The sequence below is a fragment of the Pseudomonas sp. 29 genome (assembly GCF_002754355.1).
In the GTDB taxonomy this organism is placed as follows: domain Bacteria; phylum Pseudomonadota; class Gammaproteobacteria; order Pseudomonadales; family Pseudomonadaceae; genus Aquipseudomonas; species Aquipseudomonas neuropathica.
On record NZ_PEEY01000001.1, the window covers coordinates 6,396,179 to 6,421,985 of the forward strand.

The window sequence follows — 25,807 nt, forward strand, 5'->3', positions numbered from 1 at the left end:
CAGGAGCAAGACCCATGAAAACCGTAACCCTCGCCACCCGCCGCTGGTGGTACATCATGCCTATCGTGTTCATCACCTACAGCCTGGCGTATCTGGATCGCGCCAACTACGGCTTCGCCGCTGCATCGGGCATGGCCGAAGACCTGATGATCACCCCGGGCCTGTCATCGCTGCTCGGTGCGCTGTTCTTCCTCGGTTACTTTTTCTTCCAGGTGCCGGGTGCGATCTACGCGCAAAAACACAGCGTGAAGAAGCTGATTTTCGTCAGCCTGATTCTCTGGGGTGCTCTCGCCACGTTGACCGGCGTGGTCTCCAACGCCTATTGGCTGATCGTCATCCGCTTCATGCTCGGCGTGGTTGAAGCAGCGGTGATGCCAGCGATGCTGGTGTATCTGTGCCATTGGTTTACCCGTGCCGAACGCTCACGGGCCAACACCTTCCTGATCCTCGGCAACCCGGTGACGATGCTGTGGATGTCGGTGGTTTCGGGGTATCTGGTGCAGCATTTCAGCTGGCGCTGGATGTTCATCATCGAGGGCCTGCCGGCGGTGCTGTGGGCGTTTATCTGGTGGCGTCTGGCCGATGATCGTCCAGCGCAGGCCAAGTGGCTCAACGAGCAGGAAAAGCAGGATCTGGAAAGCGCACTGGCTGCTGAACAGGTCGGTATCAAAGCAGTGAAGAACTACGCCGAGGCGTTCCGTTCGCCGAAGGTGATCATTCTCGCGCTGCAGTTTTTCTGCTGGAGCATCGGCGTTTACGGCTTTGTACTGTGGCTGCCATCGATTCTCAAGGCCGGCGCGCAAATGGACATGATCGAGGCCGGCTGGCTGTCGGCGCTGCCGTATCTGGCGGCGGTGATTGGCATGCTTTTGGTGTCGTGGGGTTCGGACAAGCTGCAGAAGCGCAAACGCTTTGTCTGGCCGCCACTGCTGATCGCATCCATCGCGTTTTACGGCTCCTACGCGCTGGGCGCAGAACACTTCTGGTGGTCGTACACGCTGCTGGTGATTGCCGGCGCCTGCATGTACGCACCTTACGGTCCGTTCTTTGCCATCGTCCCGGAGATTCTTCCGGCCAACGTCGCCGGTGGCGCGATGGCACTGATCAACAGCATGGGCGCACTCGGCTCGTTCGGCGGCTCGTATCTGGTCGGTTATTTGAACAGCTCCACCGGTTCGCCCGGCGCTTCTTACCTGCTGATGAGCGGCGCGTTGCTGCTGTCGGTGGTGCTGACGATTTTTCTCAAGCCCGGCGCCAGTGATCGCGTCGTTGCCAAAGCCGTCGCCACGCCTGCCGTGCCGGCGCATTCCTGAAGAGATTTTTGCCATGAAAAAACAGGTCGTGTTGTACAAGAAACTTTCGCCCGCGCTGATGGCGCGTCTGCAAGAACAATGCGAAGTGACGCTGATCGAAAGCCTCGACGCCGACGGCCTCATGCAACTGCGCGATGCCCTGCCCCGTGCCCACGGCTTGCTCGGCGCCAGCTTGAAGCTCGATGCCGCGTTGCTTGATCTGGCGCCGCAACTCGAAGCTATCGCTAGCGTCTCAGTCGGCGTCGATAACTACGACATCGATTACCTGAGTCAGCGCAAGATCTTGCTGAGCAACACCCCGGACGTGCTCACCGAAACCACCGCAGACACCGGTTTCGCCCTGATCCTCGCCGCCGCGCGGCGTGTGGTCGAACTGGCGAACATGGTGCGCAGCGGCCAATGGAACCGCAATATCGGCCCGGCACATTTCGGCACCGACGTGCATGGCAAGACGCTGGGGATTATCGGCATGGGCCGTATCGGCGAGGCGTTGGCGCAGCGTGGGCATTTCGGATTCGGCATGCCGGTGATCTATCACAGCCAGTCGCGCAAACCGGCGGTCGAGGCGCGTTTCGATGCGCACTATCGCAGCCTTGAAGACTTGCTCAAGCAGGCCGATTTCATTTGCCTGACCTTGCCGCTGACGGCGCAGACCGAAGGCTTGATCGGCACCGAGCAGTTTGCACTGATGCGCCCGGAAAGCATCTTCATCAATATCTCGCGGGGCAAGGTGGTCGATGAGGCGGCGATGATCGATGCGCTGCGTCATCAACGGATTCGAGCGGCGGGGCTGGATGTGTTTGAGCGTGAGCCGCTGAATCACGATTCGCCGCTATTGCAGCTGAATAATGTGGTGGCGACACCGCACATGGGTTCGGCGACGCATGAGACGCGCGAGGCGATGGCGCGGTGTGCGGTGGAGAATCTGTTGGCTGCGTTGAGTGGGGAGAAGCCGGCGAATCTGGTGAATCAATTGGCATGGCAGGGCTGAATTCTCGGGTGGCAGTCATGCCGCCTTCGCGAGCAAGCTCGCTCCCACAGGGGAATGCATATCCAATGTGGGAGCGAGCTTGCTCGCGAAGAGGCCTGGACAGGCAACCCAAAACCATCAGGCACTACGCGCCTGTAAAAGCTGCGCCGCACACAAGGCAATCCGCGCACAGGCATCCGCGAGTTTCACCCGATCGACCACCAAACCAATACGAATATGCCCCGCCGCACTCGGCCCGAACGCTTCACCGGCGAGGACCGAAACCCCATAGCCCTCCAGCAACCGTTCGGCAAACGCCTGTGCGCCGAGACCGGTCTGGCGCACATCGACCATCACGAACATGCCACCATCCGGACGGATCGGATACAGCCCCGGGCAACCGCTCAAACGTTCGCACACCAGATCCCGGCGCAGGCGATATTCCTCGCGCATCTGCGTCACTTCCGGCAGGTCTGACTGCAACGCAATCTCTGCGGCTTTCTGCACAAAATCCGGCAGGCCAAACAACATGCTCAGCGACAAATTGACCAAATGCTCGGCCAACGACTTCGGCCCGATCATCCAGCCGATGCGCCAGCCGGTCATGGCGTGGGATTTCGACAGGCTGTTGATTGTTGCCGTGCGCTCGGCCATGCCCGGCAGACTCGCCGGGCTGACGTGCTGACCTTCGTAAAGCAAATCGCTGTAGACCTCGTCGCTGATCAGCCACAAGTCATGGCGGATGCACAACGCCGCCAGTTCTTGCCAGATCAGCAGTGACAGGCTCGCGCCGCTGGGGTTGTTCGGACTGTTCAACAGCATCGCGCGGGTTTTCGGCGTAATGCGCGCAGCGACATCGACCGGGTCGACGCGAAAGCCGTTCTCCGGACGCACCGGCACCGGCACCACCGTCGCGCCGCAAGCGCCAAACACGCCTTCGTAGGTGACATACATCGGTTCGGCAACAATCACTTCATCGCCCGGATCCAGCAAGCATTGCGCCACTGAATACACCGCGCATTGCGCGCCGGGCATGACGATCACATGGTCAGCATCGACTGTTTGACCGCTGCGCCGACGATGGCGGTCGGCAATCAGCTTGCGCAGCGCCAAACGGCCACGCACTTCGGAATAATGGGTATCGCCCGCCAGCAAACTGTCGATCGCGCCGTGGACAATCGGCAGCGGTGTATCGAAATCCGGGTCGCCCACGCTCAGCAGCAGGATATCGACACCCTCGGCGCGCAGCTCCAGCGCTCGGTCGTGAATCTGCCAGGCAGCGGCTCCCTCCCCGGCGATTCGTTGGGTCAAGGCTGAATAGCGCATGTACGTCTCCTGATTGCGCGGTCTCCAGCCTTCACCGTATCTCAAATCACGAAACGCGCCAGCCGTTTTGTCCGCAAGATGGATTTGAAGAAAAACTTCGTACTGTGCTCGATTTCCGGTCGGATGCCTACCTGTCAGAGTTGACAGTAGACCAATTTCAAGAACGCCCCCTTAATTAGCCTGCGGAAACATTTGCAGGTCTTTCTTATCGAAACAACGGAGCGTTAAACAATGACAAATCTTAATAAAGAAATTCTCGAACTGGCCCCACCGGAAATCCCCGCCGCGTTAGTAAACTTCCCTGGCAGTCAAATTAACTTGTTGCCATTGAGTGCGTTGGCAGCATCCCTGCAAATAGTGATTCAGAAATGGGCGAATTCAGATCATCCAGTTAGCGTACCCGTAAAATTGACGCTGCTTTTAAACGGGACCAGAGTGGAAGAAGTTTCTTTCACGACGCCTATTGATCCAGGGCTTTTTCCATTTTCAGTCTATATCCTCGAGCAATACCTGCAACAGGAAGGCGTACACGAGGTTTCGTACATAGTGAATACAGCAGGGAATCCAGCGACGTCAGAGAGCACGCCTTTTACGATCGATAGAACAGCTCCAAACTACGGCAATCCTGGAGAAATCGTACAGTTTCCGCCAGAGATCATCCGTGACGGGATTACACAGAAGTATCTAGACGAGCACGGCGATGAAGTTTTGGGAATCATTCCCGTCTATCTGCAGCAACGAGCCTGCGACAGTATCGAATGTCACTATGGCTCATTTACGAATAGTCCTGTCATCATTACTACGGTGCATGACTCGAACTCACCTACTGTTATTAAACTGAGTGGCGAGATTATCCGTGCGCATGGCTCCGGCAATAAACTTGCTTTTTACAGAATCAAGGATCGCGCAGGAAATTACGGTCCGTTCTCAGCCTTCGTGAATATTCATGTAGACCTTCCTTGAAACAGCGATTTGTCAAAACGGGCTGAAGCAATAATCTGTTTCAGCCCACTTCAGACAATTCCATTTTTTTCAAATCACGAAACGCGCCACCATCGCATTCAAATCCACTGCCAAACGTGACAGTTCGTGGGTCGCGGCGCTGGTCTGGTTGGCCCCGGCGGCCGATTGCGTGGCCAGATCGCGGATGTTGACCAGGTTGCGGTCGACTTCGCGCGAGACTTGCGCCTGCTCTTCCGAGGCACTGGCGATCACCAGGTTGCGTTCGTTGATCTGATGGATCGACTGGGTGATCTGCTCCAGCGCAACCCCAGCGGCGCGGGCCATTTCCAGGGTGGTCTGGGTGCGCTGGTTGCTTTGCTGCATCGACGACACCGCTTCGCCGGTGCCGTTCTGGATGCCGGCGACCATTTTTTCGATTTCCTGGGTCGACTGCGCGGTGCGATGAGCCAATGCCCGAACCTCGTCCGCGACCACGGCAAAACCGCGCCCGGCCTCACCGGCGCGGGCGGCTTCGATCGCTGCGTTGAGGGCCAGCAGGTTGGTCTGTTCGGCGATGGCGCGGATCACATCGAGCACTTTGCCGATATCACGGCCCTGCGCGGCCAGGCCTTCGATCATCTGCGCGGTGTTCTGCACGTCGTGGGTCATCGTCTGGATCGCGTCGACGGTTTTCACCACTTGATCGCGACCTTCGCGGGCGGCGTGGGTCGACTGGTTCGAGGCTTCGGAGGTCGACACGGCGTTGCGCGCCACTTCTTCGACAGCGGCGGTCATCTCGTTGACAGCGGTGGCGGCTTGCTCGATTTCGTTGTTCTGCTGCTGCAGGCCACGGGAAGCTTCTTCGGTCACCGCGCTGAGTTCTTCGGCAGCGGCGCCCAGTTGTGTGGCGGAACCGGCGATCTGTTCGATGGTTTTGCGCAGGTTGCTCTGCATGGTGGCGAGCGCCTGCAGCAACTGCGTCGCTTCGTCCTTGCCGTCGACTTCGATGGTTTTGCTCAGGTTACCGTCGGCAATGGTTTGCGCGGCCAGTACGGCGCGGTTCAGCGGGGTGACGATGCTGCGGGTCAGCAGCAGTGCCAACAACACCGTCGCCAACGCTGCAATCACGGCAACAATGACGATGCCGGTAATGGCGCTGTCGTAATGCTCACCGGCCTGAGTCGAGGCGACTTTCGCACCTGCGGCGTTGATTGCGATCAGCTTGTTGAGCTGTTCGCCCATCTGGTCGGTGCCGTCCTTGATCCGCGTGTTGATGAGCGTGCGCATCTCATCGACCTTGTCCTGACGCGACAGCTCCATCATCTGGTTTTGCGCTTGCAGGTAGTTGTCGAGCGTCGTCGCGAAAGCCTGATACAAGGCACGCTCATCGGCCTCGGCAGGTAGCGCAGCGTAACTCGCCTGAGCACTGCGTACCTTGTCTACCAGCACGCCAATGCGTGTTTGCGCCTCTTGCAGACCGGCAGGGTCACGGTTGACCAGAATCCGGAACGACAGAATCCGCAGACGCAGAACGTTTTCCGTCACCACGCCAAGGTTCGTCACGCTGGGCAGTTGGTTGGTCTCCATGTCGATCGAGGCTTGACGGATAGTGCTCATGCGGTTGACGGCAAACACGCCGAGCACGATCACCAACAAGGCGATAAAGGCAAAACCGAGGAAGGCACGGGGCGCGATATTCAGGTTACGCAGGGACATAGTTGAGCTCTCGAAAGATAGAAACCACGAGCGTCCATGCGTCGTCACTGGCCCTAGGGGGACGGGCTCAGTCTGGCGTCGCTGTTTTCAGGAAGTTTGGTGCGCGCCTGTTAGCTGTATCGGCCAGGCTTTAGGAAGATTGCGGGTCAAGAGAAATTATTTTTCAGGGTGTTACAACAATGAAACACAGTTGGTCGCTTGGTGTAGGAGCTGCCGATCTGGCTCAGCGTTTGGCGGCCATCTGCCAGACGCGGGCGATGTCCGTCGCCCGTTCACGCAACAGGCGCGGTGCTTCGGCGCAGGCCTGCTCCAGCGTCATCGGGCCGCTGGTCACGGCGAATGCCGCATCGATACCGTAATCGTAGAGGTCTTGGTAACCCTCGCCCAATGTCCCGGCGATGACAATCACCGGCACGTTGTGTTGCTTGGCAATCCGTGCGACGCCGAACGGGGTCTTGCCGCGCAACGTCTGCGCATCGAATCGCCCTTCTCCGGTGATCACCAGATCAGCGCCTTTGACCGCTTCGGCGAGGCCCACCAGTTCGGCAACCACTTCAACCCCGGCTTGAAATTGCGCGCCGAGAAAAGCCTTGGCCGCAAAGCCCAAACCGCCCGCCGCACCGCTACCCGGTTCATCGCGGACGTCTTTGCCCAACGCGTGTGCACACAGTTCGGCGAAGTGCCCCAACGCCTGATCGAGTTGCTGCACTTGCGCCGACGATGCACCTTTCTGCGGGCCGAAAATCGCCGAGGCACCGTGTGGGCCACACAGCGGATTGTTCACATCAGCGGCGATATCGAAACGCACCTGCGCCAGACGCGGGTCGAGTTCGCTCAGGTCCAGTTGCGCCAGTTGCGCCAGTGCCAAGCCGCCGGGCACCAGCGACTGATGTTGCGCATCGAGCAATTTCACACCCAACGCCTGCATCGCCCCGGCACCACCATCGTTGGTGGCACTGCCGCCAATCGCCAGAATCACCCGGTGCGCACCAGCATCCAGCGCCGCACGAATCAGTTCGCCGGTACCGAAAGTGCTGCTGATGCAGGCATCGCGTTGTCCCAGCGGCACCAATTGCAAGCCGCTGGCCTCGGCCATTTCGATGATTGCGGTGTGGTTGTGCGGCAACCAGCCCCACGCGGCGTCGACGGCTGTGCCCAGCGGGCCACGCACGCGGGTGCGGCGCAGTTCGCCTTCGCAAGCAGCCAGAATCGATTCGACCGTGCCTTCGCCGCCATCAGCCATCGGGCATTTGATCATCGTTGCCTGCGGCCAGACCTGGGCCAGGCCGAGGGCAATGGCTTCGGCGACGCCTTGGGCACTGAGGCTGTCCTTGAACGAGTCGGGGGCGATGACGATCTTCATGGGAATTCTCCGGTTGCAATGCCCCTCATGCTGCCAGTCGGCATGCGCCTTGACGCCTGTCCGCTGCACAAGTGGCGGGGGCGTTTATTGTTCATTTTCACAAAAGGCTGTGCGGTGAATGTACCGCCGCCATCGCGAGCAGGCTCACTCCTACAGGGGAATGCATTCCAAATGTAGGAGTGAGCCTGCTCGCGATGGCGTCTTTGAAGACGCCCAATTAACCCGGATCAGTCTGTGGCAGCAACTGCACCCCGAGATACAGCGCCAGCATCCCATCGAGCCGCAGCGGATCAACCCCGCTCAGTTCAGCAATCCGCTCCATCCGATAACGCAAACTGTTGCGATGAATGCCCAAGGCATCGGCGCAGGCCTGACTCTGGCCATCGTGCTCACACCAACTGCGCAGCGTCGCCAGCAACTGGCCGTTGCCGTCCTTAGCGATCACCTTGCGCAGCGGCTTAAGCAATTCGTCCAGTGCATCATCGTTACGATGCCGCCACAACATCACTGGCAATCGATAACGGTTCAGCGTCAGCAATCGCGAATGCGGCAACACTTCGCGACCATAGGCGAGCAAGTCGCCCACGCGGCGATAACAACGGCGCAGCCCGGCGAGTCCATCGGCCTGCCCGCCCACGGCAATGCGCAGAATCTTCCAGCCGAGGCTGTCGAGTTTTTCCAGCAGGCGATCATGCTCGACGTTTTGACTTGCCGGGCGGCACCACAACAGCGATGACTTCGCCGAACTCACGCACCAGCTATCGGGATAACGCGACGTCAGCCAGGCACTCAACGCCTCGACGGTTTGCCCCGGCCCATGTTCAAGGCCCAGCTCGAACAGATACGGCACTCGCGTCAATTGCGGCTTGAGCCCAAGTTGCTGCGCCTCATCGACCAGACGCGGCGAGTCCCCCGCCTCGCTCAGCAGCAGCGCCAGCAAATCATCACAACGCTGGCGCCGCCATTGTTGCTCGGCCTGTTGATTGCGCTGGCCAACGAGCATTTCGGCGGTCATGCGCACCAGTTCGGCGTAAGTGCGCAACTGCTCCGGTTCGCCAGTGATGCCAAGTACTCCGATCAAGCGTTGATCGAGCAACAGCGGCAGGTTGATCCCCGGTTGCACGCCTTTCAAATGCACAGCGGTCTGCGCGTCGATCTCCACCACGCGCCCATTGGCCAACACCAGTTGCGCACCTTCGTGACGAGTATTGATGCGCTCCGGTTCGCCACTGCCGAGGATCAACCCCTGGCTGTCCATCACGTTGACGTTGTAGGGCAAAATGGCCATGGCCCGGTCGACGATGTCCTGGGCGAGGTCGTGATCGAGTTCAAACATAGCGGCGGCAATCCTTGATTTATGGCACTGGCGGTTGTTCACCCGCACAGGGTCTGACGGCAAACCCTGTGCGCAGGCACAAAGACAATCCAGCCAAAGGTGGCCGAGACTCTCGGGGCGATCAACGTTAACCTTTGCATCGCAAAAAATCATAATAAAGAGAGAGCCGCTATGTCGCAGAGCGCCGCAGCTACCCAGACCATCGATGACGGTAAAAACGCCGTTTATAAACGCATCACCCTGCGTTTGATCCCCTTCATTTTCATCTGCTACTTGTTCAACTACCTCGACCGGGTCAACGTTGGATTTGCCAAATTGCAGATGCTTGATGCCCTGAAATTCAGCGAAACCGTGTACGGCCTCGGTGCCGGTATCTTCTTCATCGGCTACGTGCTGTGCGGCGTACCGAGCAATCTGGCGTTGACCAAATTCGGCCCACGGCGCTGGATCGCGCTGATGATGATCACCTGGGGCACGCTGTCGACCTGCCTGTTGTTCGTCACCACCCCGACCGAGTTCTACACCCTGCGCCTGTTCACCGGTGCGGCTGAAGCCGGGTTCTTCCCGGGCGTTGTTTTGTACCTCTCGCAGTGGTTTCCGACCTTCCGCCGTGGCCGGATCATGGCGCTGTTCATGTCGGCGATCCCGGTGTCCGGTTTGCTCGGTAGCCCTTTCTCGGGCTGGATCCTCAATCACTTTGCTGCAGGCCAGGGCGGTCTGGCCGGTTGGCAGTGGATGTTCCTGCTGCAAGGCATTCCAACGGTAATCCTCGGCGCCCTCGCCTGGTTCCTGCTGAGCGACAGCTTCGCCAACGCCACGTGGCTGAGCCCGCATGAGCGTGCAGTGCTGGAAGCGGATCAGGCCGAAGATTTGGCGAACAAACCGAAAACCACCTCCGACTCGCTGCTGGCGGTGTTCAAGAAGCCGGCGATCTGGGCGTTCGGCCTGATTTACTTCTGCATCCAGAGCGGCGTGTACGCGATCAACTTCTGGCTGCCGTCGATTATCAAGAACCTTGGCTTCAGCGATAACCTGGTGATTGGCTGGCTGAGTGCGATTCCTTATCTGCTGGCGGCGGTGTTCATGCTGGTGGTCGGGCGCTCGGCGGACCTTCGTAAAGAACGTCGCTGGCATTTGGTGGTGCCGATGCTGATGGGCGCGATCGGTCTGGTGATTGCGGTGAATTTTGCGGCTAATCCGGCGATTGCGATTCTCGGTCTGACCATTGCCACCATGGGCGCACTGACCGGCCTGCCGATGTTCTGGCCAGTGCCGACGGCCATGTTGAGCGCCGGAGCTGCGGCCGGTGGTCTGGCGTTGATCAACTCGATGGGGCAGATGGCTGGGTTCCTCAGTCCGTACCTGGTGGGTTGGGTCAAGGACAGCACCGGTTCGACCGATGCGGCGTTGTATCTGTTGGCGGGTGTGATTGTGGGCGGGAGTCTGCTGGCGTTGCGCATGACGCGGACGTTGCGGGCTTGAGTTTTTGATGCGCGGAAGAACGGCCCTTTTCAGGGTCGTTTTTTATTGGGGGTTCGGCTTGGAGTTTGTGGTGTTCTGTAGATCCTTTTCCCCCTCACCCCAGCCCTCTCCCCTAGGGGGGCGAGGGGGAAAGGGAGCCGATTGCCGGGCTATTCAGGATCTGAATTCGACTCGGTATTGCACGTCGGCGTACCTCTTTGAAACACCTCGGTCGGTCCCCTCTACCTCCGGGAGAGGGTTAGGGTGAGGGCTGTGTCTAGCCAATAATTCACTTTGCCGCATTGCACGCTTCTGGTATTTGATTAACCCTTTCCCACCGACAAAAGGATTTCGGCATGAGCTTTCGCACACTCGGGCACTCGGGCTTGCAGGTGTCCACCCTCACCCTCGGCACGATGATGTTTGGCGAGCAGACCAGCGCAGAGGATTCGCTGCGCATCATCGACAAAGCCTGGGATCAGGGGATCAATTTCATCGACACCGCCGATGTCTACACCAACGGCCGCTCCGAAGAGATCGTCGGTGAAGCAATTGCCCGGCATCGGCATGAATGGGTGCTGGCGACCAAGGTCGGTTTCGGCCCGGTGGACGGCGTGCCAAACCGCAGCGGCTTGAGCCGCAAACATATCTTCAATGGCATCGATGCCAGCCTGACCCGGCTCGGCACCGACTATCTCGACATTTATTATCTGCACCGTGAAGACCACAACACACCGCTTGAAGTCAGCGTGTCGGCGATTGGCGATCTGATCCGTCAGGGCAAGATTCGCTACTGGGGTTTGTCCAACTATCGCGGCTGGCGGATCGCCGAGGTGATTCGTATCGCCGATAAACTCGGTGTTGACCGCCCGGTGATCAGCCAGCCTCTTTACAACATCGTTAACCGTCAGGCCGAGACCGAGCAGATCACAGCAGCGCAAAGCTATGGTCTTGGTGTGGTGCCTTACAGCCCGCTGGCCCGGGGCGTGCTGAGCGGCAAATACGCACCGGACGCCAAACCGGACGCCAACAGCCGCGCCGGGCGTCAGGACAAGCGCATTCTGGAAACCGAATGGCGCGTCGAGTCGCTGCGTATTGCCCAACAGATTCAGCAGTACACCGAGCAGCGCGGCGTCGGAACTGTGGAGTTTGCGATCGCTTGGGTGTTGAACAACAGTGCTGTGACGTCGGCGATCGTCGGACCACGGACGGAGCAGCAATGGGATGCGTACACCAAGGCGCAGGCCGTGAAGATCAGCGCTGAAGATGAGGCTTTTATCGATTCGCTGGTCACGCCAGGGCACTCATCGACACCTGGATTCAACGATGTGAGTCATTTTGTGTCGGGGCGTAAACCGCACCAGGCTTGAGTTTGCCCGCCTCCCTTCGACAACCGACACCCTCGGCTGTTTTTTCAGCGGTCAAAGCGCGATCAAACGGAATGAGTTGATTGATCGTTCAGAAATAACCAAGGACTGATAAATGCCCAATCGCCCCATTGCGGTTTCCAGCAAGCTTTTGCGCAGTCTGCTGTTCAAACTGCCAGGCGATAAGCTGCGCTCTTCATCGCAAGCGAATGCGGCTACCGGTAAACGCAAACCGTCGATTGAATACCGTGCGGATATTGACGGACTGCGCGCAATCGCGGTGTTGTTGGTATTGATTTTTCACGGTGGTCTGACGTTTTTTCCGTCCGGTTTTATTGGCGTCGATATCTTCTTCGTGATCTCGGGTTATCTGACGACCGCGATCATCATGAAATCGCTGAACAACGGCACGTTCACTTTCTCGGGGTTCTACACGCGTCGAATCTGGCGCTTGCAACCGGCCGTGATTGCGTTGCTGGTCGTTACGCTGATAGTCAGCACGCTGCTGTATTTGCCCGATGACTATGTCGATTTTCTCAAAAGCGAAAAGTACACGTCGTTAATCATCTCCAACCAATACTTTTCCAAAGTGACAACGGGTTACGCCACGCCGGATACGGCGAGCCTGCCACTGCTGCACACCTGGTAACTGGCCATCGAATGGCAGTGGTATCTGGCCCTGCCGCTGGGCCTCTGGTTGCTTAACCGCTATCTGGCAAAAAGCGTTTTCAAAGCGGCGGTGCTCGGTTTGACCCTGGCGGCAATGGCGCTCGCGCTGTACCTGTCTTACGCCAATCCAGAAAAAAATTACTACTTCTTCACCGCGCGAATTTTCGAATTGATGATTGGCTGCTGCGCAGTCATCTTCGGCACAGGCAAGTTCAGGCTCAATCGCCTGAGCGCCTCTCTGGTCTGTGCACTTGCGCTTGTCACCATCATCTATTGCGCCACCCTCGACGATATCCTGCCGGGCTTCCCGCAGTACCACGCCATTGCCGTGTGCCTGGCCACTGCAGCGTTGTTGTTTCAGGGTATTGGTGATGCGAGCATCACCTCGAAACTGCTGGCCTTCAAACCGCTGGTGTTTATCGGCACGCTCTCGTACTCCTTGTATTTGTGGCACTGGCCGATACTGGCGGTGATGAGTTACATGGGCATCGCCCTCACCCTGCCGATGACCATCTTTTACTTTGTTTCGACGTTCGTTATGGCCTGGCTCTGCTATGTGCTGGTCGAAAACCGGTTTCGAAAGGCCAGGCTCGGCTTTGCCAAAACGCTGGTCGTGCTGATGATCGTACCGGCTATCGGTCTGTCGCTGCTCCACGCTGCCAGTGTCAGGCATGAAGGCTGGCCCGACCGTTTCAACCAAGGCTATAACGAGGTGTTCAATGGCTTGAAAGCCTCTGTTCCAGCCAATCGGGAAGGATGCCTGGGCGTCAGCGATGGCGCCGATCCTGGCTGCATATCAGGCGCCGTGCAGGCCGCGCCGCAAATATTGCTGATGGGCGATTCGTTTTCGAATCATTACTGGGGTTTCGTTGAAACACTGGCCAGGGATGCCAACCTTGCCGTCCTCACACAGGGCTACCCGGCGTGCCTGGCCTTGCCCGGGATCTACCTCTATGACGAGAGTAAATACACGAACGGGCTGTATCAAAAATGCCATAACGCCACTCAACGCTATTACGAGATGATTGCGAAGCAGCATTTCAAGTATGTGATCGTGGGTCAGTTCTGGGAGGCCTATCTCGACGACGACATCGTCACCAGACGGGACGACCCGCGCAGCCCGGAACTGTCGCAACAACGCCTCGGCACCGCGATCCGCAAGGCGCTGGACAAGATTGTCGAGTCAGGCGCTACGCCGGTCCTTCTGGAAAACACGCTGCCCATGCCTGCCGGGATCAACACCTGCCTGCTGCAACAGGTCAAGTTGCGCGGCTTGATGGGCAGTGCCGAGCAAAGCAGTCTCTGCGCCACAGCGCCATGGTCAGGTGCCAAAGAGCCGGTGCTGGAAAAACTCTTCAATGACCTGAAGGCTGAATATCCCGGCTTGATCGTCATTGACCCGAAAATCGTGCAATGCAAAGACGACGCGTGTATGACCACCGTCGATGGCTTGCCGGTCTATCGTGATATTGGTCACGTCACCGATTACGCCTCTTACAAGTTCGGCGAGATGTACCTCAAGCGCTTCGGTAATCCGTTGAAGGTTGCTCAGTGATGTTTTCCTGGCACTGACTACGCTTGTGGAGGAATGGCCGCAGGCTGCGATCTTCGACTTTTAAAGGCAAGACCAAAAGATCGCAGTGTGCGGCAACGCCTAGACGGTATATGTGTGAAGAATATTGAGCATCTGCCCAATATTCAGCACAAAAACCACGTATCCTTCGCGCCCCGTTTGACCATCAACCCGCGAGGACAGTTTGTCTAAAGGTATCGCTCTATCGGTTTCAGCCTCGGTGCTGTTTGCCGTCATGTATTACTACACCTCGTTGCTCACACCGTTGAGCGGCGTGGAGATCTTTGGCTGGCGGATGCTCCTGACGGTACCGTGCATGACCGTGTTCATGCTGGTGTCCGGAGAATGGCGGCGGGTGCTGGAGCTGGTGCGGTTGATGGCGGCAAAACCGAAATTGATCGCCGGCCTGCTCGTCTCCTCTGCCCTGCTCGGCGTGCAACTGTGGCTGTTCATGTGGGCGCCGCTCAATGGCTACAGCCTCGACGTGTCGCTGGGCTACTTCCTGCTGCCACTGGCGATGGTGCTGACCGGGCGGATTGCCTACGGCGAGAGCCTGTCTTATTTGCAGAAAATTGCAGTGTTCTTCGCCAGTTTGGGCGTGCTCAATGAGCTGTATCAGGTCGGTGGGTTTTCCTGGGCGACGCTGGTGGTGGTGGTCGGCTATCCGCTGTACTTCGTGCTGCGCAAATACCTCAAGACTGACAACCTGGGTGGCTTGTGGGTCGATATGACCTTGATGCTGCCGGTGGCGTACTGGTTTGTGCAGGGTGGCGAGCAAGGCTTTGGCGTGTTTGACCAGTACCCGGGGCTGATGTGGCTGATTCCGTTACTGGGGCTGATCAGCGCATCGGCGCTGGTGGTGTACATCATTGCCAGCCGTTTGCTGCCGTTCAGTCTGTTTGGTTTGTTGAGTTATGTTGAGCCGGTGCTGTTGCTCGGTGTGGCGTTGTTGCTCGGTGAGAGCATCAAGTCCGGGGAGTGGCTGACGTACATTCCGATCTGGCTGGCCGTTGTGGTGCTGGTCTTCGAAGGCTTCAAACACCTGATGCGCCAACGCCGTCCTTAAAAGCGAAGGCTACGATCTTTTGATCTACAAAAAAAATCCCGGCTCTGCATTTCAGCAGGCCGGGATTTTTTCATTTCAGTGGCCGATTACTCGGTAGCAAGCACACCACGACGCACCTGATCGCGCTCGATCGACTCGAACAGGGCCTTGAAGTTGCCTTCGCCGAAACCATCATCGCCTTTGCGCTGGATGAATTCGAAGAACACCGGGCCCATCAGGGTTTCCGAGAAGATCTGCAGGAGCAGGCGCTTGTCGCCCTGCTCCGAGGCGCCGTCGAGCAGGATGCCGCGCGATTGCAGTTGATCAACCGGCTCGCCGTGGTTCGGCAGGCGACCTTCGAGCATTTCGTAGTAAGTATCTGGCGGCGCGGTCATGAAGCGCATGCCGATCTTCTTTAACTGATCCCAGGTCTTGATCAGGTCATCGGTGAGGAACGCAACGTGCTGGATGCCCTCACCGTTGAACTGCATCAGGAACTCTTCGATCTGGCCAGCGCCTTTGGACGACTCTTCGTTCAACGGGATGCGGATCATGCCGTCCGGTGCGGTCATCGCTTTCGAGGTCAGGCCGGTGTACTCGCCCTTGATGTCGAAGTAACGGATCTCGCGGAAGTTGAACAGCTTCTCGTAGAAGTTCGCCCAGTAGGCCATGCGACCGCGATAGACGTTGTGGGTCAGGTGGTCGATGATCTTCAGGCCGGCACCGACCGGGTTGCGATCAACGCCTTCAAGGAACACGAAGTCGATGTCATAGATCGAGCTGCCTTCGCCGAAACGGTCGATCAGGTACAGCGGCGCGCCGCCAATGCCTTTGATCGCCGGCAGGTTCAGCTCCATCGGACCGGTTTCGATATGGATCGGCTGAGCGCCGAGTTCCAGTGCGCGGTTGTAGGCTTTTTGCGAATCCTTGACGCGGAACGCCATGCCGCACACGGATGGGCCGTGTTCGGCGGCGAAGTACGACGCCACGCTGTTCGGTTCGTTGTTGAGGATCAGGTTGATCGCGCCCTGACGGTACAGGTGCACGTTCTTGGAGCGGTGGGTCGCGACTTTGGTGAAGCCCATGATCTCGAAGATCGGCTCCAGGGTGCCCGGCACCGGCGATGCGAGCTCAATGAATTCAAAGCCCATCAGGCCCATTGGGTTTTCGTATAAATCTGCCATGGTGGCGCCTCATCATTTCTTATCAATTAACCAGGGTTATTTGTCAGTCATGCGAGGTCGGTGGGTGGCGCGCAGGAGATGCCACGCACACTGCGGGCGAGGAAGTCACCGTAGATCAGTTGAAACCCGAATATCTTCATTGTCGACCCAAGGCTCTTGCGGGCGAGGCTTCTGCTGCCAGAAGACGATTATTATTGTATGCGTAACCCGATTCTACACAGCGTAAATAGGCTTGTCTGCCCTCCCTATAAAATCCGCTTTTTCGCGCCCGGTGCAAGGGGTTTGTTGCACAGGTAGATGCCACTCAGGATCAGCGCGCCACCGAGGTACATGGCCGGTGTCAACTGTTCGCCCAGCAGCAGCGCGCCAAGGATGACCGCCGTCAAAGGATTAAGCGCGATAAACACCCCGCTGCGCGTCGCGCCGATTTTACGGATGCCATCGTAATAGCCGATGTAGGCCAGCGCCGAGCCCAGGACACCGAGGTACAGCAGGCTCAGCCATTGCGCCACGCCCAGATTATTCAGCGCCTGCCAACTCAGCTCGCCGCGTACCGCCGCCAGAGCCCACAACATGAGTGTGCCGATCAGGATCGAGTACGTCACGGTCTGCACCGGCCCTAACGTCCGATTCAGATCACGGGAAAACAACGAATAAACGCCCCACCCCAGCACACAGCCGAGAATCAACAGATCGCCGATCCATGCCTGCGGCGTTGCGGCCAGCCATTGCGGATTGCGGCTGACGATCACCAGGCCAGCACCGCCAATACAGATCGCGATACCAGCAGTTTCAAGTCTTCCCAGACGCTCTTTAAACAACCACCACGAGGCGAGACCGATTACCGCCGGGTTCAACGCCACAATCAACGAAGCGCGCGACGCGTTGATGTATTGCAGGCCGTAAAAAAAGCACAGGTTATAGAAGAAGATCCCGAAGAACCCCAGCAGCGCCAGGTGCAGCCATTGTCGTGGAGTCGGCCGTGCCAAAGGGATCCGCGCCAGCCACAGAAAGCCGAGCAGCACCGCACTGGCGAGCAGGAAACGCAGGCTGGCGGCGAACACTGGACTCAGGCTGCCGGCGAGAAAACGTCCAGCGACAAAGGTGCCACCCCAAACCATAGTCACCATCGCGAGTGTCAGATAAACCGGGATGTCGGATGATGTTGTGTGCAGTTGCCCGACGTTGCGCATGAGGCTCCAGACCAAAGCTTTTGAGGAATGCCGTATCATTCACCTCATTTCACATCATCGTAAAATGAGCAAAAACTCATGACCCTCACACAACTGGAAATCTTCTCGCTGGTCGCCGAACTGCGCGGTTTCACCCTCGCGGCCCATCGCCTGGGGATTTCGCAGTCGGCGGTGTCCCACGCAATGAAGTCGCTGGAGCAGGAACTGGGTGTCGAACTGCTGCGCCGGCATCAGTCGTCCGTGGAGCTCAGTGACATCGGTGAGCAATTGCTGCTGCGCGCCCGCGCCATGCTCGGGCTGGCCAACACCTTGCGCCAGGAAGCCGCCGATGCGCGCGGCATGAAAAGCGGCACCTTGCGCATCGGCTCGTTCGGCCCGACTTCGTCGATCAAGTTGCTACCCAACATTCTGCGGCAATATCGCGAGGCGCATCCGGGCATCGAAGTGCACATCGATGAAGGGCCGGATCGACAAGTGACGCAATGGCTGGAGGAGCGGCGGATCGACATCGGCTTCGTGGTGCTGCCAGAGGAGCGCTTCGACACCTTCACCTTGATCGAAGACCAGATGGTTGCGCTTCTCCCGGTGGGCCATGTGCTGGCAGCCCGAACCGCGTTGAGCCTCAAGGATTTGTGCGATGCACCGTTTGTCCTGACCGAAGCGGGTTCTGCGGAGCTGGTGTCGCGACTGTTCATGGCCGCGCGTTTGCAACCGAACATTCGCTATCGCTGCTCGCAGTTGCTCAGCACACTCGATACGGTTGGCCGTGGCGACGCCATCACGATTGTCGCCGAAGGTTCTTTGCCGCAAGAGGCAGCGCCTCGCTACGTAAAGAGGCCATTGCTGCCCGCCGTACAACGTCAGGTCGGACTCGCCGTGCTTGATCGGCGCCAGGCATCTCCCGCCGCTCTGGCCTTTATCGCGCTGGCGACGCGAATGAAGCACTGATGAGCGGCGCAAGCGCCTTCTGCCATCTATCCTCCCCTCTGGCTGAAGTTATTTCAGCGGCGCGCCGTTATCCGGCCTGAATTCAATAGTTCCATTCCACCGCGACAGGATGCGCCCATGCCGTTGACCGTCAGACTCCGCCGCAAACGCAGCACACGCATTCTCGTCACACTACTCAGCGGTTTGCTTCCGGTGCTGCTGGGCAGCGCCATTCTTTACATCCAGGCCGGACGCACGCTGGAGCAAGGTTCACAACAGACCGCCGAAGAGGCACTGCAGCAGTTCGAGTTGATGCTCGACAACACCGCGCAAGCGGCGCGCGAATTGCTGCCATTGGCCGGTCAGAATTGCGAAAACGTCAAACTCGCCTTGCGCGAGCAAGTAACCCGCCGCCCGTTCGTGCGCTCGACCAATCTGGTGTGGGACGACAACCTTTATTGCAGCTCTTTGTTTGGCGACTTCAAGGAAGCCGTCAACGCGGGCGACTACAACCAGGGCAAGTTGTGGCTGATGAACGGCAATCCGGTCACCCCCAACACCGCGCTGCTGGTTTATCGGCTCAGCGAAGGTCGCGGCGGCGCATTGACGACACTGGACGGTTACCATCTAAGCAATATGTTGCGTTTGATCGGCCGGCACATGTTGCTGGTGCTGCAAGTGGGCGATAACTGGCTGTCGGCCGACGGCAAAGTCCACACCGGTACCCTCCCCACGCTGCCGATAGCGCAAAACACCCTGGCCTCCTCCCGTTATGCGTTCAGTGTTTCTGCCGGGTTTCCCGAGGGCGAAACCTGGCGCTACATGGTCGATGAATATCCGCCGCTGTTCAGTCTGCTGATCTTTTTTGGCGTGGTGTCGGGGGCCATCGGGCATGTCCTGCAGAAGCGCTCCACTTCGCCGAGCCACGAAATGCTCCGCGCGCTCGAGGCTGGCGAGTTCATTCCCTACTTCCAGCCCGTGGTGCATGGCGACAGCAAGGCATGGTCGGGAGCTGAAGTGTTGATGCGCTGGACTCACCCGAAAGAAGGCCTGGTACGTCCGGATCTGTTTATTCCATTCGCCGAGCATTCGGGGTTGATCGTGCCGATGACCCGCGCCCTGATGCAACAAACTGCCGCGCTGCTGGGGCCGCTATCAGCAACGTTCACCGCGCCATTTCATATCGGCATCAATATCACCGCGAGCCATTGCAAAGACCTGGAACTGGTGGAGGATTGTCGAACGTTTCTCGCCGCGTTCGCCGCCGACAGCATCAACCTGGTGCTGGAGTTGACCGAGCGCGAATTGATCGAGCCGACCGACATCACTCGCCAGCTGTTCGAGCAACTGCACGCGCTGGGCGTGAAGATCGCGATTGACGACTTCGGCACCGGCCACTCAAGCCTGGGCTACTTGCGCAAATTCAATGTGGATTTCCTCAAGATCGATCAGAGTTTCGTCGCCATGATCGGTGTCGATGCGTTGTCCCGACACATTCTCGATACCATTATCGACCTGTCGGCCAAGCTTGATCTGGGTATTGTTGCCGAAGGTGTCGAAACTCAGGCGCAAGCCGATTATCTGACAGCACATCACGTCAACTTCCTGCAAGGGTATCTGTTCGGCAAACCGATGCCGGCTACGGAATTCATCAGCGCATTAACTCACCATTAACTAAGCCGGATTAAGACGAGCGTACCGGCCAGGCGCACCAAATTGATACAAAAGACCGCTGTTGTTACATGAGGACAACATCAGGATTTACTCTTGGCGCATTAACTACTACAATTTTTTCAACCTGAGCAAGATTGGCAGGTGAGCCATTTATCACCGAGTCGCTTCAAGGCTCTTGGCTTATTAGCTTTGTTTGCGGTTGGTATCAGCCAAACACACTATTGGAGTAAAGATATTGTCCAGACTCGCTGAATTTCGTGCAGCTGAAAAGGCCCTTCAGGAACAGCTCAAACAGCTGGAATCGCTGAAGAACGATGCCGGGCTCAAGAAAGAAATCGAATTCGAAGAAAAGCTCCAGGGGCTGATGAAAACCTACGGCAAAGGCCTGAAGGACATCGTCGCCATCCTCGATCCGAACCCGGCAAAATCCGCTTTGCAGACTTCTGCAGCCCCTAAAACCCGCCGCGCTCGCGTGGTCAAGGTTTATCAGAATCCGCATACCGGTGAACTGATCGAAACCAAGGGCGGCAATCACCGTGGCCTGAAAGCCTGGAAGGAACAATACGGTGCAGCCACCGTTGATTCCTGGTTGCGCGGTTAATCCAACGCCAATAAAAAAGCCCTGCATGACGCAGGGCTTTTTTGTTGACAATATCTAACAAATGAAATGAATTTCATCGAACAAGTTGCGGGTTTTCTGTAACGTTGCTGAGTCAGAAAGCTAAACATTTTGCGGCGCGATGTTGCGATCAAGGCCGCCATTAAACTTTGTGCTTAATCCGTTCGGGTATCTAACCTCCTCCGTGAAGAGTACAGCGCCTTAAAGTTTCAAGCTGTTTCTCAGCGCCACTATCTCGTCTGCGCTGGCCTTATAAATCTCAGCTTGCCCGGCGTAGGAAAGAACATAAGCCTTGTCCGCCTCGACTGCCGCCACGAGGGTTTGCGACAACACATGCCGACCGTTTTCGGTGATGGTGCAAGTGGTTTCCAGCGCCGACAAAGTACCCAGCGTCGCCGGATGCACTTTGTTGCAGACACTTTGGTAACCGCCCTGGAAGAAGTCCTTCTGTATCGACTTGCGCATCTCCAGCAGCACGCCCTGCAAATTGACCTGATGCCCTGCTTCGACATGAGTCATGGTCAATTCCATGACCATCACCTGATTGCCATCGGCGTCATTCTTGACCGCGCGCTGACGGGAAACCTGTGCAGCCGCCTCGGGCAGCGCCTCGACTTGCCAACCGGCTGGCCAGGTAATGCTTGGTTCGTCCGCTGACGCGCAGACCGCCACAAGCGACAACACAAAAAAAACAAACACGGATTTGAACAGTCGGATCATTGCCGGACGCACTCGCAGATTGAACCGTAAAGTCTGAGGCTCGCCCGCACGCAGGGCAAGCCTGCCCTTTCATTTGGCGATGCCGACAGGCATGCGTATCATTGCGTCCATTCACTCGCCCATAGTTATTGGAGGGCTCATGAGCCTGCACGAACTCAATACGTTCCCCGGCGTCACCGCCACCCCAGACAGCGCAACCCGCAACTTCGTTTTCAACCACACCATGTTGCGCGTCAAAGACATCACTAAATCCCTGGACTTCTACACCCGCGTCCTGGGCTTCTCGCTGGTGGAGAAACGCGATTTCCCGGAAGCCGAGTTCAGCCTGTACTTCCTCGCACTGGTCGACAAAGCGCAGATCCCGGCCGACGCGGCTGCCCGCACTGAGTGGATGAAGTCGATCCCGGGCATTCTCGAATTGACCCATAACCACGGCACCGAAAACGATGCGGATTTTGTCTATCACAACGGCAATACCGACCCGCGTGGTTTTGGTCATATCTGCATTTCGGTGCCGGATATCGTCGCGGCCTGTGCGCGCTTTGAAGAGTTGGGCTGTGACTTCCAGAAGCGCCTGACCGATGGCCGCATGAAGAGCCTGGCTTTCATCAAGGATCCGGATGGTTACTGGGTCGAGATCATTCAGCCTGCGCCGCTGTAAAAGCTGAAAAGCCCCTCACCCTAACCCTCTCCCATAGGGAGAGGGAACTGATTGGGGGATATTGGAGAACTACGCCGACTTGAACGATTGGCATTGAATCCATAATCGACTGGATTGTTCAGGTCGACGGACAACGCCAGACACCTCGGTCGGCTCCCTCTCCCTGGGAGAGGGCTGGGGTGAGGGGCTGCTTTTAACGCGCAATAAAAAACCCGTGATCACTCACGGGTTTTTTCATTTCTGGCCTGACAGTTATGCCGGAGCCGACGTGCGGATCAAGTGATCAAAAGCACTCAACGAAGCCTTGGCGCCCTCGCCCACCGCAATCACGATCTGCTTGTACGGCACGGTGGTCACGTCGCCGGCAGCGAAGATGCCCGGGATCGACGTTTCACCCCGGTTATCGACAATAATCTCGCCCCGTGGCGACAGCTCGATAGTGCCCTTGAGCCAGTCAGTATTCGGCAGCAAACCGATCTGCACGAAGATCCCTTCCAGCTCGACGGTACGCAACTCATCGGTGTTGCGATCCTTGTAGCGCAGGCCGTTGACCTTCTCGCCATTGCCGGTGACTTCAGTGGTTTGCGCACTGGTGATCACCGTGACGTTCGGCAGGCTGTGCAGTTTGCGCTGTAATACGGCGTCGGCGCGCAGCTGTACGTCGAACTCCAGCAGCGTCACGTGCGAGACAATGCCGGCCAGGTCGATGGCCGCTTCAACGCCGGAGTTACCGCCGCCGATCACTGCCACGCGCTTGCCTTTGAACAGCGGACCGTCACAGTGCGGGCAGTACGCCACGCCTTTGTTGCGGTATTCCTGCTCGCCCGGCACGTTCATTTCACGCCAGCGCGCACCGGTCGCGAGAATCACGCTCTTGGCTTTGAGGGTCGCGCCGCTGGCGAAACGGACTTCGTGCAGCTCGCCGTTTTTGCCCGGAATCAGCTTGTCGGCACGTTGCAGGTTCATGATGTCGACGTCGTATTGCTTGACGTGTTCTTCCAGCGCCGTGGCCAGTTTCGGTCCTTCGGTTTCCTGTACGGAAATGAAGTTCTCGATGGCCATGGTGTCGAGCACCTGGCCGCCGAAACGCTCAGCGGCGACGCCAGTGCGGATACCTTTACGTGCAGCGTAAATCGCTGCCGACGCACCGGCCGGGCCACCACCGACGACCAACACATCAAAGGCCTCTTTGGCGCTGATTTTCTCAGCCTGACGCTCGATGGCACCGGTGTCGAGTTTGGCCAGAATCTCTTCCAGGCCCATGCGGCCTTGACCGAAGTTCTCACCGTTTAGGTAGATGCTCGGCACGGCCATGATCTTGCGATCGTTGACTTCGTCCTGAAACAGCGCACCGTCGATGGCGACGTGGCGGATGTTCGGGTTGAGCACAGCCATCAGGTTCAGCGCCTGGACCACGTCCGGGCAGTTCTGGCAGGACAGCGAGAAGTAGGTCTCGAAGCTGAACTGGCCTTTGAGCGAGCGGATCTGCTCGATCACTTCAACACTGGCTTTCGATGGGTGGCCGCCGACTTGCAGCAGGGCCAGCACCAGCGAGGTGAACTCGTGGCCCATCGGGATACCGGCGAAACGCAGACTGATGTCGGCGCCCGGGCGGTTGATCGAGAACGATGGCTTGCGTGCATCGTCACCGCTGTCGATCAGGGTAATTTGGCTCGAAAGACTGGCAACGTCTTTCAGCAGTTCCAGCATTTCACGGGATTTCGCACCGTCGTCGAGGGAGGCAACGATCTCGATCGGCTGGGTGACCCGTTCCAGGTACGATTTCAACTGGGCTTTAAGATTGGCGTCCAACATACGGGCGATTTCCTTTATTTGAGGCGAAAAAAAGCCCGAGCGAATCTCGCCCGGGCATTTTTATGGGGCGGTGCAGCTAACTTAAGTAGGTGCGGAGATCCGCCCCGAGTTGCGTGTCACAGACTTAGATCTTGCCGACCAGGTCCAGGGACGGTGCCAGAGTGGCCTCGCCTTCTTTCCACTTGGCTGGGCAAACTTCGCCTGGGTGAGCAGCAACGTACTGAGCAGCCTTGATCTTGCGCAGCAGCTCGGAAGCGTCACGGCCAACGCCGCCATCGTTCAGTTCAACGATTTTGATCTGGCCTTCTGGGTTGATCACGAAGGTGCCACGGTCAGCCAGACCAGCTTCTTCGATCAGCACGTCGAAGTTGCGGGAGATGGCGTGGGTCGGGTCGCCGATCATGGTGTATTCGATTTTGCCAATGGCTGGCGAAGTGTTGTGCCAGGCAGCGTGGGCAAAGTGGGTGTCGGTGGAAACGCTGTAGATCTCTACGCCCAGTTTCTGGAAGGCAGCGTAGTTGTCAGCCAGGTCTTCCAGCTCGGTTGGGCAAACGAAGGTGAAGTCGGCTGGGTAGAAGAATACAACCGACCACTTGCCTTTCAGGTCAGCGTCCGAGACTTGAACGAAGTCGCCGTTTTTGAACGCGGTAGCTTTGAACGGTTTAACTTGGCTGTTGATGATAGGCATTGATGACTCTCCGTCAGGGTTGTGAATTCGATGGGTGAATCCTACCCACTCACTCGACGGATGGCTCATTGGCAAACCTGATGCTGCTGATTTGTTTTCGCTATTAGCCGACTGTATTAATAGAAGAAAACGATATCTACGACGAAGCCGGGTTATCCGTAATCCGAGCCATCCCTTGGAATGGGCTGACTTCAACATAGCGCATCGCCGACTTCATATCCTTCCAGCCGACGTAACTCATCAACGATTTCAGATCCCAGCCACTTTGGTGTGCCCAAGTGGCAAAGCCGCGACGCAGGGAATGGCTGGTGTAGTTTTCGGCGGCAATCCCGGCACGCTGCAACGCCTGGCGCAGCAAAGGAATGATGCTGTTGGCGTGCAGGCCCTCCTCGTTCAGATTGCCCCAGCGGTCGATGCTGCGGAAAACCGGGCCGCGTACCAGCGCCGCTTCGGTGATCCAGTCGATGTAGGCCTGCACCGGGCAGAGCTTGAGCAGCGCCGGCGCTTGATAGGTCTGCCCGAGGTTTTCCCGATCGCCTTTGCTGCGCGGCAAATACAAGGTGATGCCTTTGCCGGCATGCGCTTGCACATGTTCGATTTGCAGGCGGCACAGCTCATCGCTGCGGAAGCCGCGCCAGAAACCCAGCAGAATCAAGGCGCGATCACGATAAGCCTTGAGCAGTAGCGGACGATCCTGCTGCTCTTTTGCGGTTTGCGCCTCATGCTCCAGCCAGTCGATGACGCGCTGCAAATCCTGCAACTGCAACGGCTCAGCCTGTTTCTCCTGCGCTGGATGCAAAGCCCGAATCCCTTTGAAAACCTTGCGCACCACCGGCGCCTTGGTCGGATCGGCAAACCCTTGGCTGTTGTGCCACTGCGCCAGCGCCGACAGACGCAGCTTCAGCGTGTTTATCGACAACTCTTCGGCGTGCGCTACCAGATACCGCGCGACGCTGTCGGCCGTCGCCGGCAAGAACCCGCCCCACTTCACTTCGAAATGCTCGATGGCCGCGCGATAGCTACGGCGCGTGTTGTCACGGGTGGCGGCTTGCAGATAGCGATCCAGATCGCTCATGGGCTGTTTTCTCGCTGGCGTACTGATGCAGGAATGCAAAGGCGCATTTTGCCGCCTGACAATGGGTAATACCAGTATATCCCGCGTCTTCAATATCAAAGGTTTATCTTTATTTTCGAGATGGTACACTGCGTACTTTAGTGGCATGTACCACAGTACGTAAACGTAGG

20 protein-coding genes and 1 pseudogene are annotated in these 25,807 nt (G+C 57.9%); 11 read left to right on the plus strand and 10 right to left on the minus strand.

Annotated elements, in window-relative coordinates; genetic code table 11:
- The first annotated feature begins 14 nt into the window (after positions 1–14).
- Together CLU80_RS29685 and CLU80_RS29690 are read left to right on the plus strand one after the other, a co-directional pair.
- A complete protein-coding gene (locus tag CLU80_RS29685) occupies positions 15–1,313 on the plus strand; it encodes an MFS transporter (RefSeq protein WP_099759274.1) in 1,299 nt (432 codons plus the stop codon).
- Between the two features lie 13 nt (positions 1,314–1,326).
- Positions 1,327–2,304: a 2-hydroxyacid dehydrogenase gene (locus tag CLU80_RS29690; RefSeq protein ID WP_099759275.1), complete on the plus strand. Its 978-nt coding sequence runs from the start codon at positions 1,327–1,329 to the stop codon at positions 2,302–2,304.
- Between the two features lie 117 nt (positions 2,305–2,421).
- On the opposite strand, the gene CLU80_RS29695 is transcribed toward CLU80_RS29690, so the two are convergent.
- On the minus strand, positions 2,422–3,609 hold the full coding sequence (locus CLU80_RS29695) for a pyridoxal phosphate-dependent aminotransferase (protein WP_099759276.1): 1,188 nt from the start codon (positions 3,607–3,609) through the stop codon (positions 2,422–2,424).
- Positions 3,610–3,840: 231 nt separating this feature from the next.
- Here CLU80_RS29695 and CLU80_RS29700 point away from each other — a divergent pair, with 231 nt between their 5' ends.
- Positions 3,841–4,572 carry a hypothetical protein gene (locus tag CLU80_RS29700; RefSeq protein ID WP_099759277.1) on the plus strand — a complete coding sequence of 244 codons (732 nt, stop codon included), beginning with the start codon at positions 3,841–3,843 and terminating at the stop codon, positions 4,570–4,572.
- Positions 4,573–4,641: 69 nt separating this feature from the next.
- On the opposite strand, the gene CLU80_RS29705 is transcribed toward CLU80_RS29700, so the two are convergent.
- The 3 genes from CLU80_RS29705 to CLU80_RS29715 all read right to left on the minus strand — a co-directional run bounded on the left by CLU80_RS29705 (position 4,642) and on the right by CLU80_RS29715 (position 8,966).
- A complete protein-coding gene (locus tag CLU80_RS29705) occupies positions 4,642–6,267 on the minus strand; it encodes a methyl-accepting chemotaxis protein (protein ID WP_099759278.1) in 1,626 nt (541 codons plus the stop codon).
- A 223-nt stretch (positions 6,268–6,490) separates the two neighbouring features.
- Positions 6,491–7,630 carry a glycerate kinase gene (locus CLU80_RS29710; protein WP_099759279.1) on the minus strand — a complete coding sequence of 380 codons (1,140 nt, stop codon included), beginning with the start codon at positions 7,628–7,630 and terminating at the stop codon, positions 6,491–6,493.
- 217 nt (positions 7,631–7,847) lie between these two features.
- Positions 7,848–8,966, minus strand: coding sequence for a sugar diacid recognition domain-containing protein (locus CLU80_RS29715; protein WP_093431128.1), 1,119 nt, complete (start codon positions 8,964–8,966; stop codon positions 7,848–7,850).
- A gap of 171 nt (positions 8,967–9,137) precedes the next feature.
- Here CLU80_RS29715 and CLU80_RS29720 point away from each other — a divergent pair, with 171 nt between their 5' ends.
- The 4 genes and pseudogenes from CLU80_RS29720 to rarD all read left to right on the plus strand — a co-directional run bounded on the left by CLU80_RS29720 (position 9,138) and on the right by rarD (position 15,102).
- Positions 9,138–10,448 carry an MFS transporter gene (locus tag CLU80_RS29720; protein ID WP_099759280.1) on the plus strand — a complete coding sequence of 437 codons (1,311 nt, stop codon included), beginning with the start codon at positions 9,138–9,140 and terminating at the stop codon, positions 10,446–10,448.
- A 335-nt stretch (positions 10,449–10,783) separates the two neighbouring features.
- Entirely contained in the window at positions 10,784–11,797 is a 1,014-nt protein-coding gene (locus tag CLU80_RS29725) for an aldo/keto reductase (protein ID WP_099759281.1), read from the plus strand.
- 112 nt (positions 11,798–11,909) lie between these two features.
- Positions 11,910–14,018: pseudogene (locus CLU80_RS30760) on the plus strand (acyltransferase family protein).
- 202 nt (positions 14,019–14,220) lie between these two features.
- Complete coding sequence (gene rarD, locus CLU80_RS29735; protein ID WP_093431116.1) at positions 14,221–15,102, plus strand: EamA family transporter RarD; 882 nt, start codon at positions 14,221–14,223, stop codon at positions 15,100–15,102.
- 86 nt (positions 15,103–15,188) lie between these two features.
- Here rarD and hppD read toward each other — a convergent pair whose 3' ends face one another.
- Positions 15,189–16,265: a 4-hydroxyphenylpyruvate dioxygenase gene (gene hppD / locus CLU80_RS29740; protein ID WP_093431113.1), complete on the minus strand. Its 1,077-nt coding sequence runs from the start codon at positions 16,263–16,265 to the stop codon at positions 15,189–15,191.
- Positions 16,266–16,510: 245 nt separating this feature from the next.
- On the minus strand, positions 16,511–17,458 hold the full coding sequence (locus tag CLU80_RS29745) for a DMT family transporter (RefSeq protein ID WP_099759282.1): 948 nt from the start codon (positions 17,456–17,458) through the stop codon (positions 16,511–16,513).
- A 78-nt stretch (positions 17,459–17,536) separates the two neighbouring features.
- Here CLU80_RS29745 and CLU80_RS29750 point away from each other — a divergent pair, with 78 nt between their 5' ends.
- The 3 genes from CLU80_RS29750 to CLU80_RS29760 all read left to right on the plus strand — a co-directional run bounded on the left by CLU80_RS29750 (position 17,537) and on the right by CLU80_RS29760 (position 20,660).
- Positions 17,537–18,406 (plus strand): LysR family transcriptional regulator, encoded by an 870-nt coding sequence (locus tag CLU80_RS29750; protein ID WP_093431107.1) that lies wholly within the window; start codon positions 17,537–17,539, stop codon positions 18,404–18,406.
- Between the two features lie 117 nt (positions 18,407–18,523).
- Positions 18,524–20,059 (plus strand): EAL domain-containing protein, encoded by a 1,536-nt coding sequence (locus tag CLU80_RS29755; protein ID WP_099759283.1) that lies wholly within the window; start codon positions 18,524–18,526, stop codon positions 20,057–20,059.
- Positions 20,060–20,294: 235 nt separating this feature from the next.
- Complete coding sequence (locus CLU80_RS29760; RefSeq protein WP_093431101.1) at positions 20,295–20,660, plus strand: histone-like nucleoid-structuring protein, MvaT/MvaU family; 366 nt, start codon at positions 20,295–20,297, stop codon at positions 20,658–20,660.
- Between the two features lie 219 nt (positions 20,661–20,879).
- Here CLU80_RS29760 and CLU80_RS29765 read toward each other — a convergent pair whose 3' ends face one another.
- Entirely contained in the window at positions 20,880–21,398 is a 519-nt protein-coding gene (locus tag CLU80_RS29765) for a DUF4946 domain-containing protein (protein ID WP_093431098.1), read from the minus strand.
- 139 nt (positions 21,399–21,537) lie between these two features.
- Here CLU80_RS29765 and gloA point away from each other — a divergent pair, with 139 nt between their 5' ends.
- Positions 21,538–22,059 carry a lactoylglutathione lyase gene (gene gloA / locus CLU80_RS29770; protein ID WP_093431095.1) on the plus strand — a complete coding sequence of 174 codons (522 nt, stop codon included), beginning with the start codon at positions 21,538–21,540 and terminating at the stop codon, positions 22,057–22,059.
- Between the two features lie 252 nt (positions 22,060–22,311).
- Here gloA and ahpF read toward each other — a convergent pair whose 3' ends face one another.
- From ahpF to CLU80_RS29785, 3 genes are all read right to left on the minus strand, one after another.
- On the minus strand, positions 22,312–23,874 hold the full coding sequence (gene ahpF / locus CLU80_RS29775; RefSeq protein WP_038368199.1) for an alkyl hydroperoxide reductase subunit F: 1,563 nt from the start codon (positions 23,872–23,874) through the stop codon (positions 22,312–22,314).
- A 124-nt stretch (positions 23,875–23,998) separates the two neighbouring features.
- Positions 23,999–24,562 carry an alkyl hydroperoxide reductase subunit C gene (gene ahpC / locus CLU80_RS29780; protein ID WP_034154256.1) on the minus strand — a complete coding sequence of 188 codons (564 nt, stop codon included), beginning with the start codon at positions 24,560–24,562 and terminating at the stop codon, positions 23,999–24,001.
- Between the two features lie 136 nt (positions 24,563–24,698).
- Positions 24,699–25,637 carry a site-specific integrase gene (locus CLU80_RS29785; RefSeq protein WP_093431088.1) on the minus strand — a complete coding sequence of 313 codons (939 nt, stop codon included), beginning with the start codon at positions 25,635–25,637 and terminating at the stop codon, positions 24,699–24,701.
- Between the last annotated feature and the right edge of the window lie 170 nt (positions 25,638–25,807).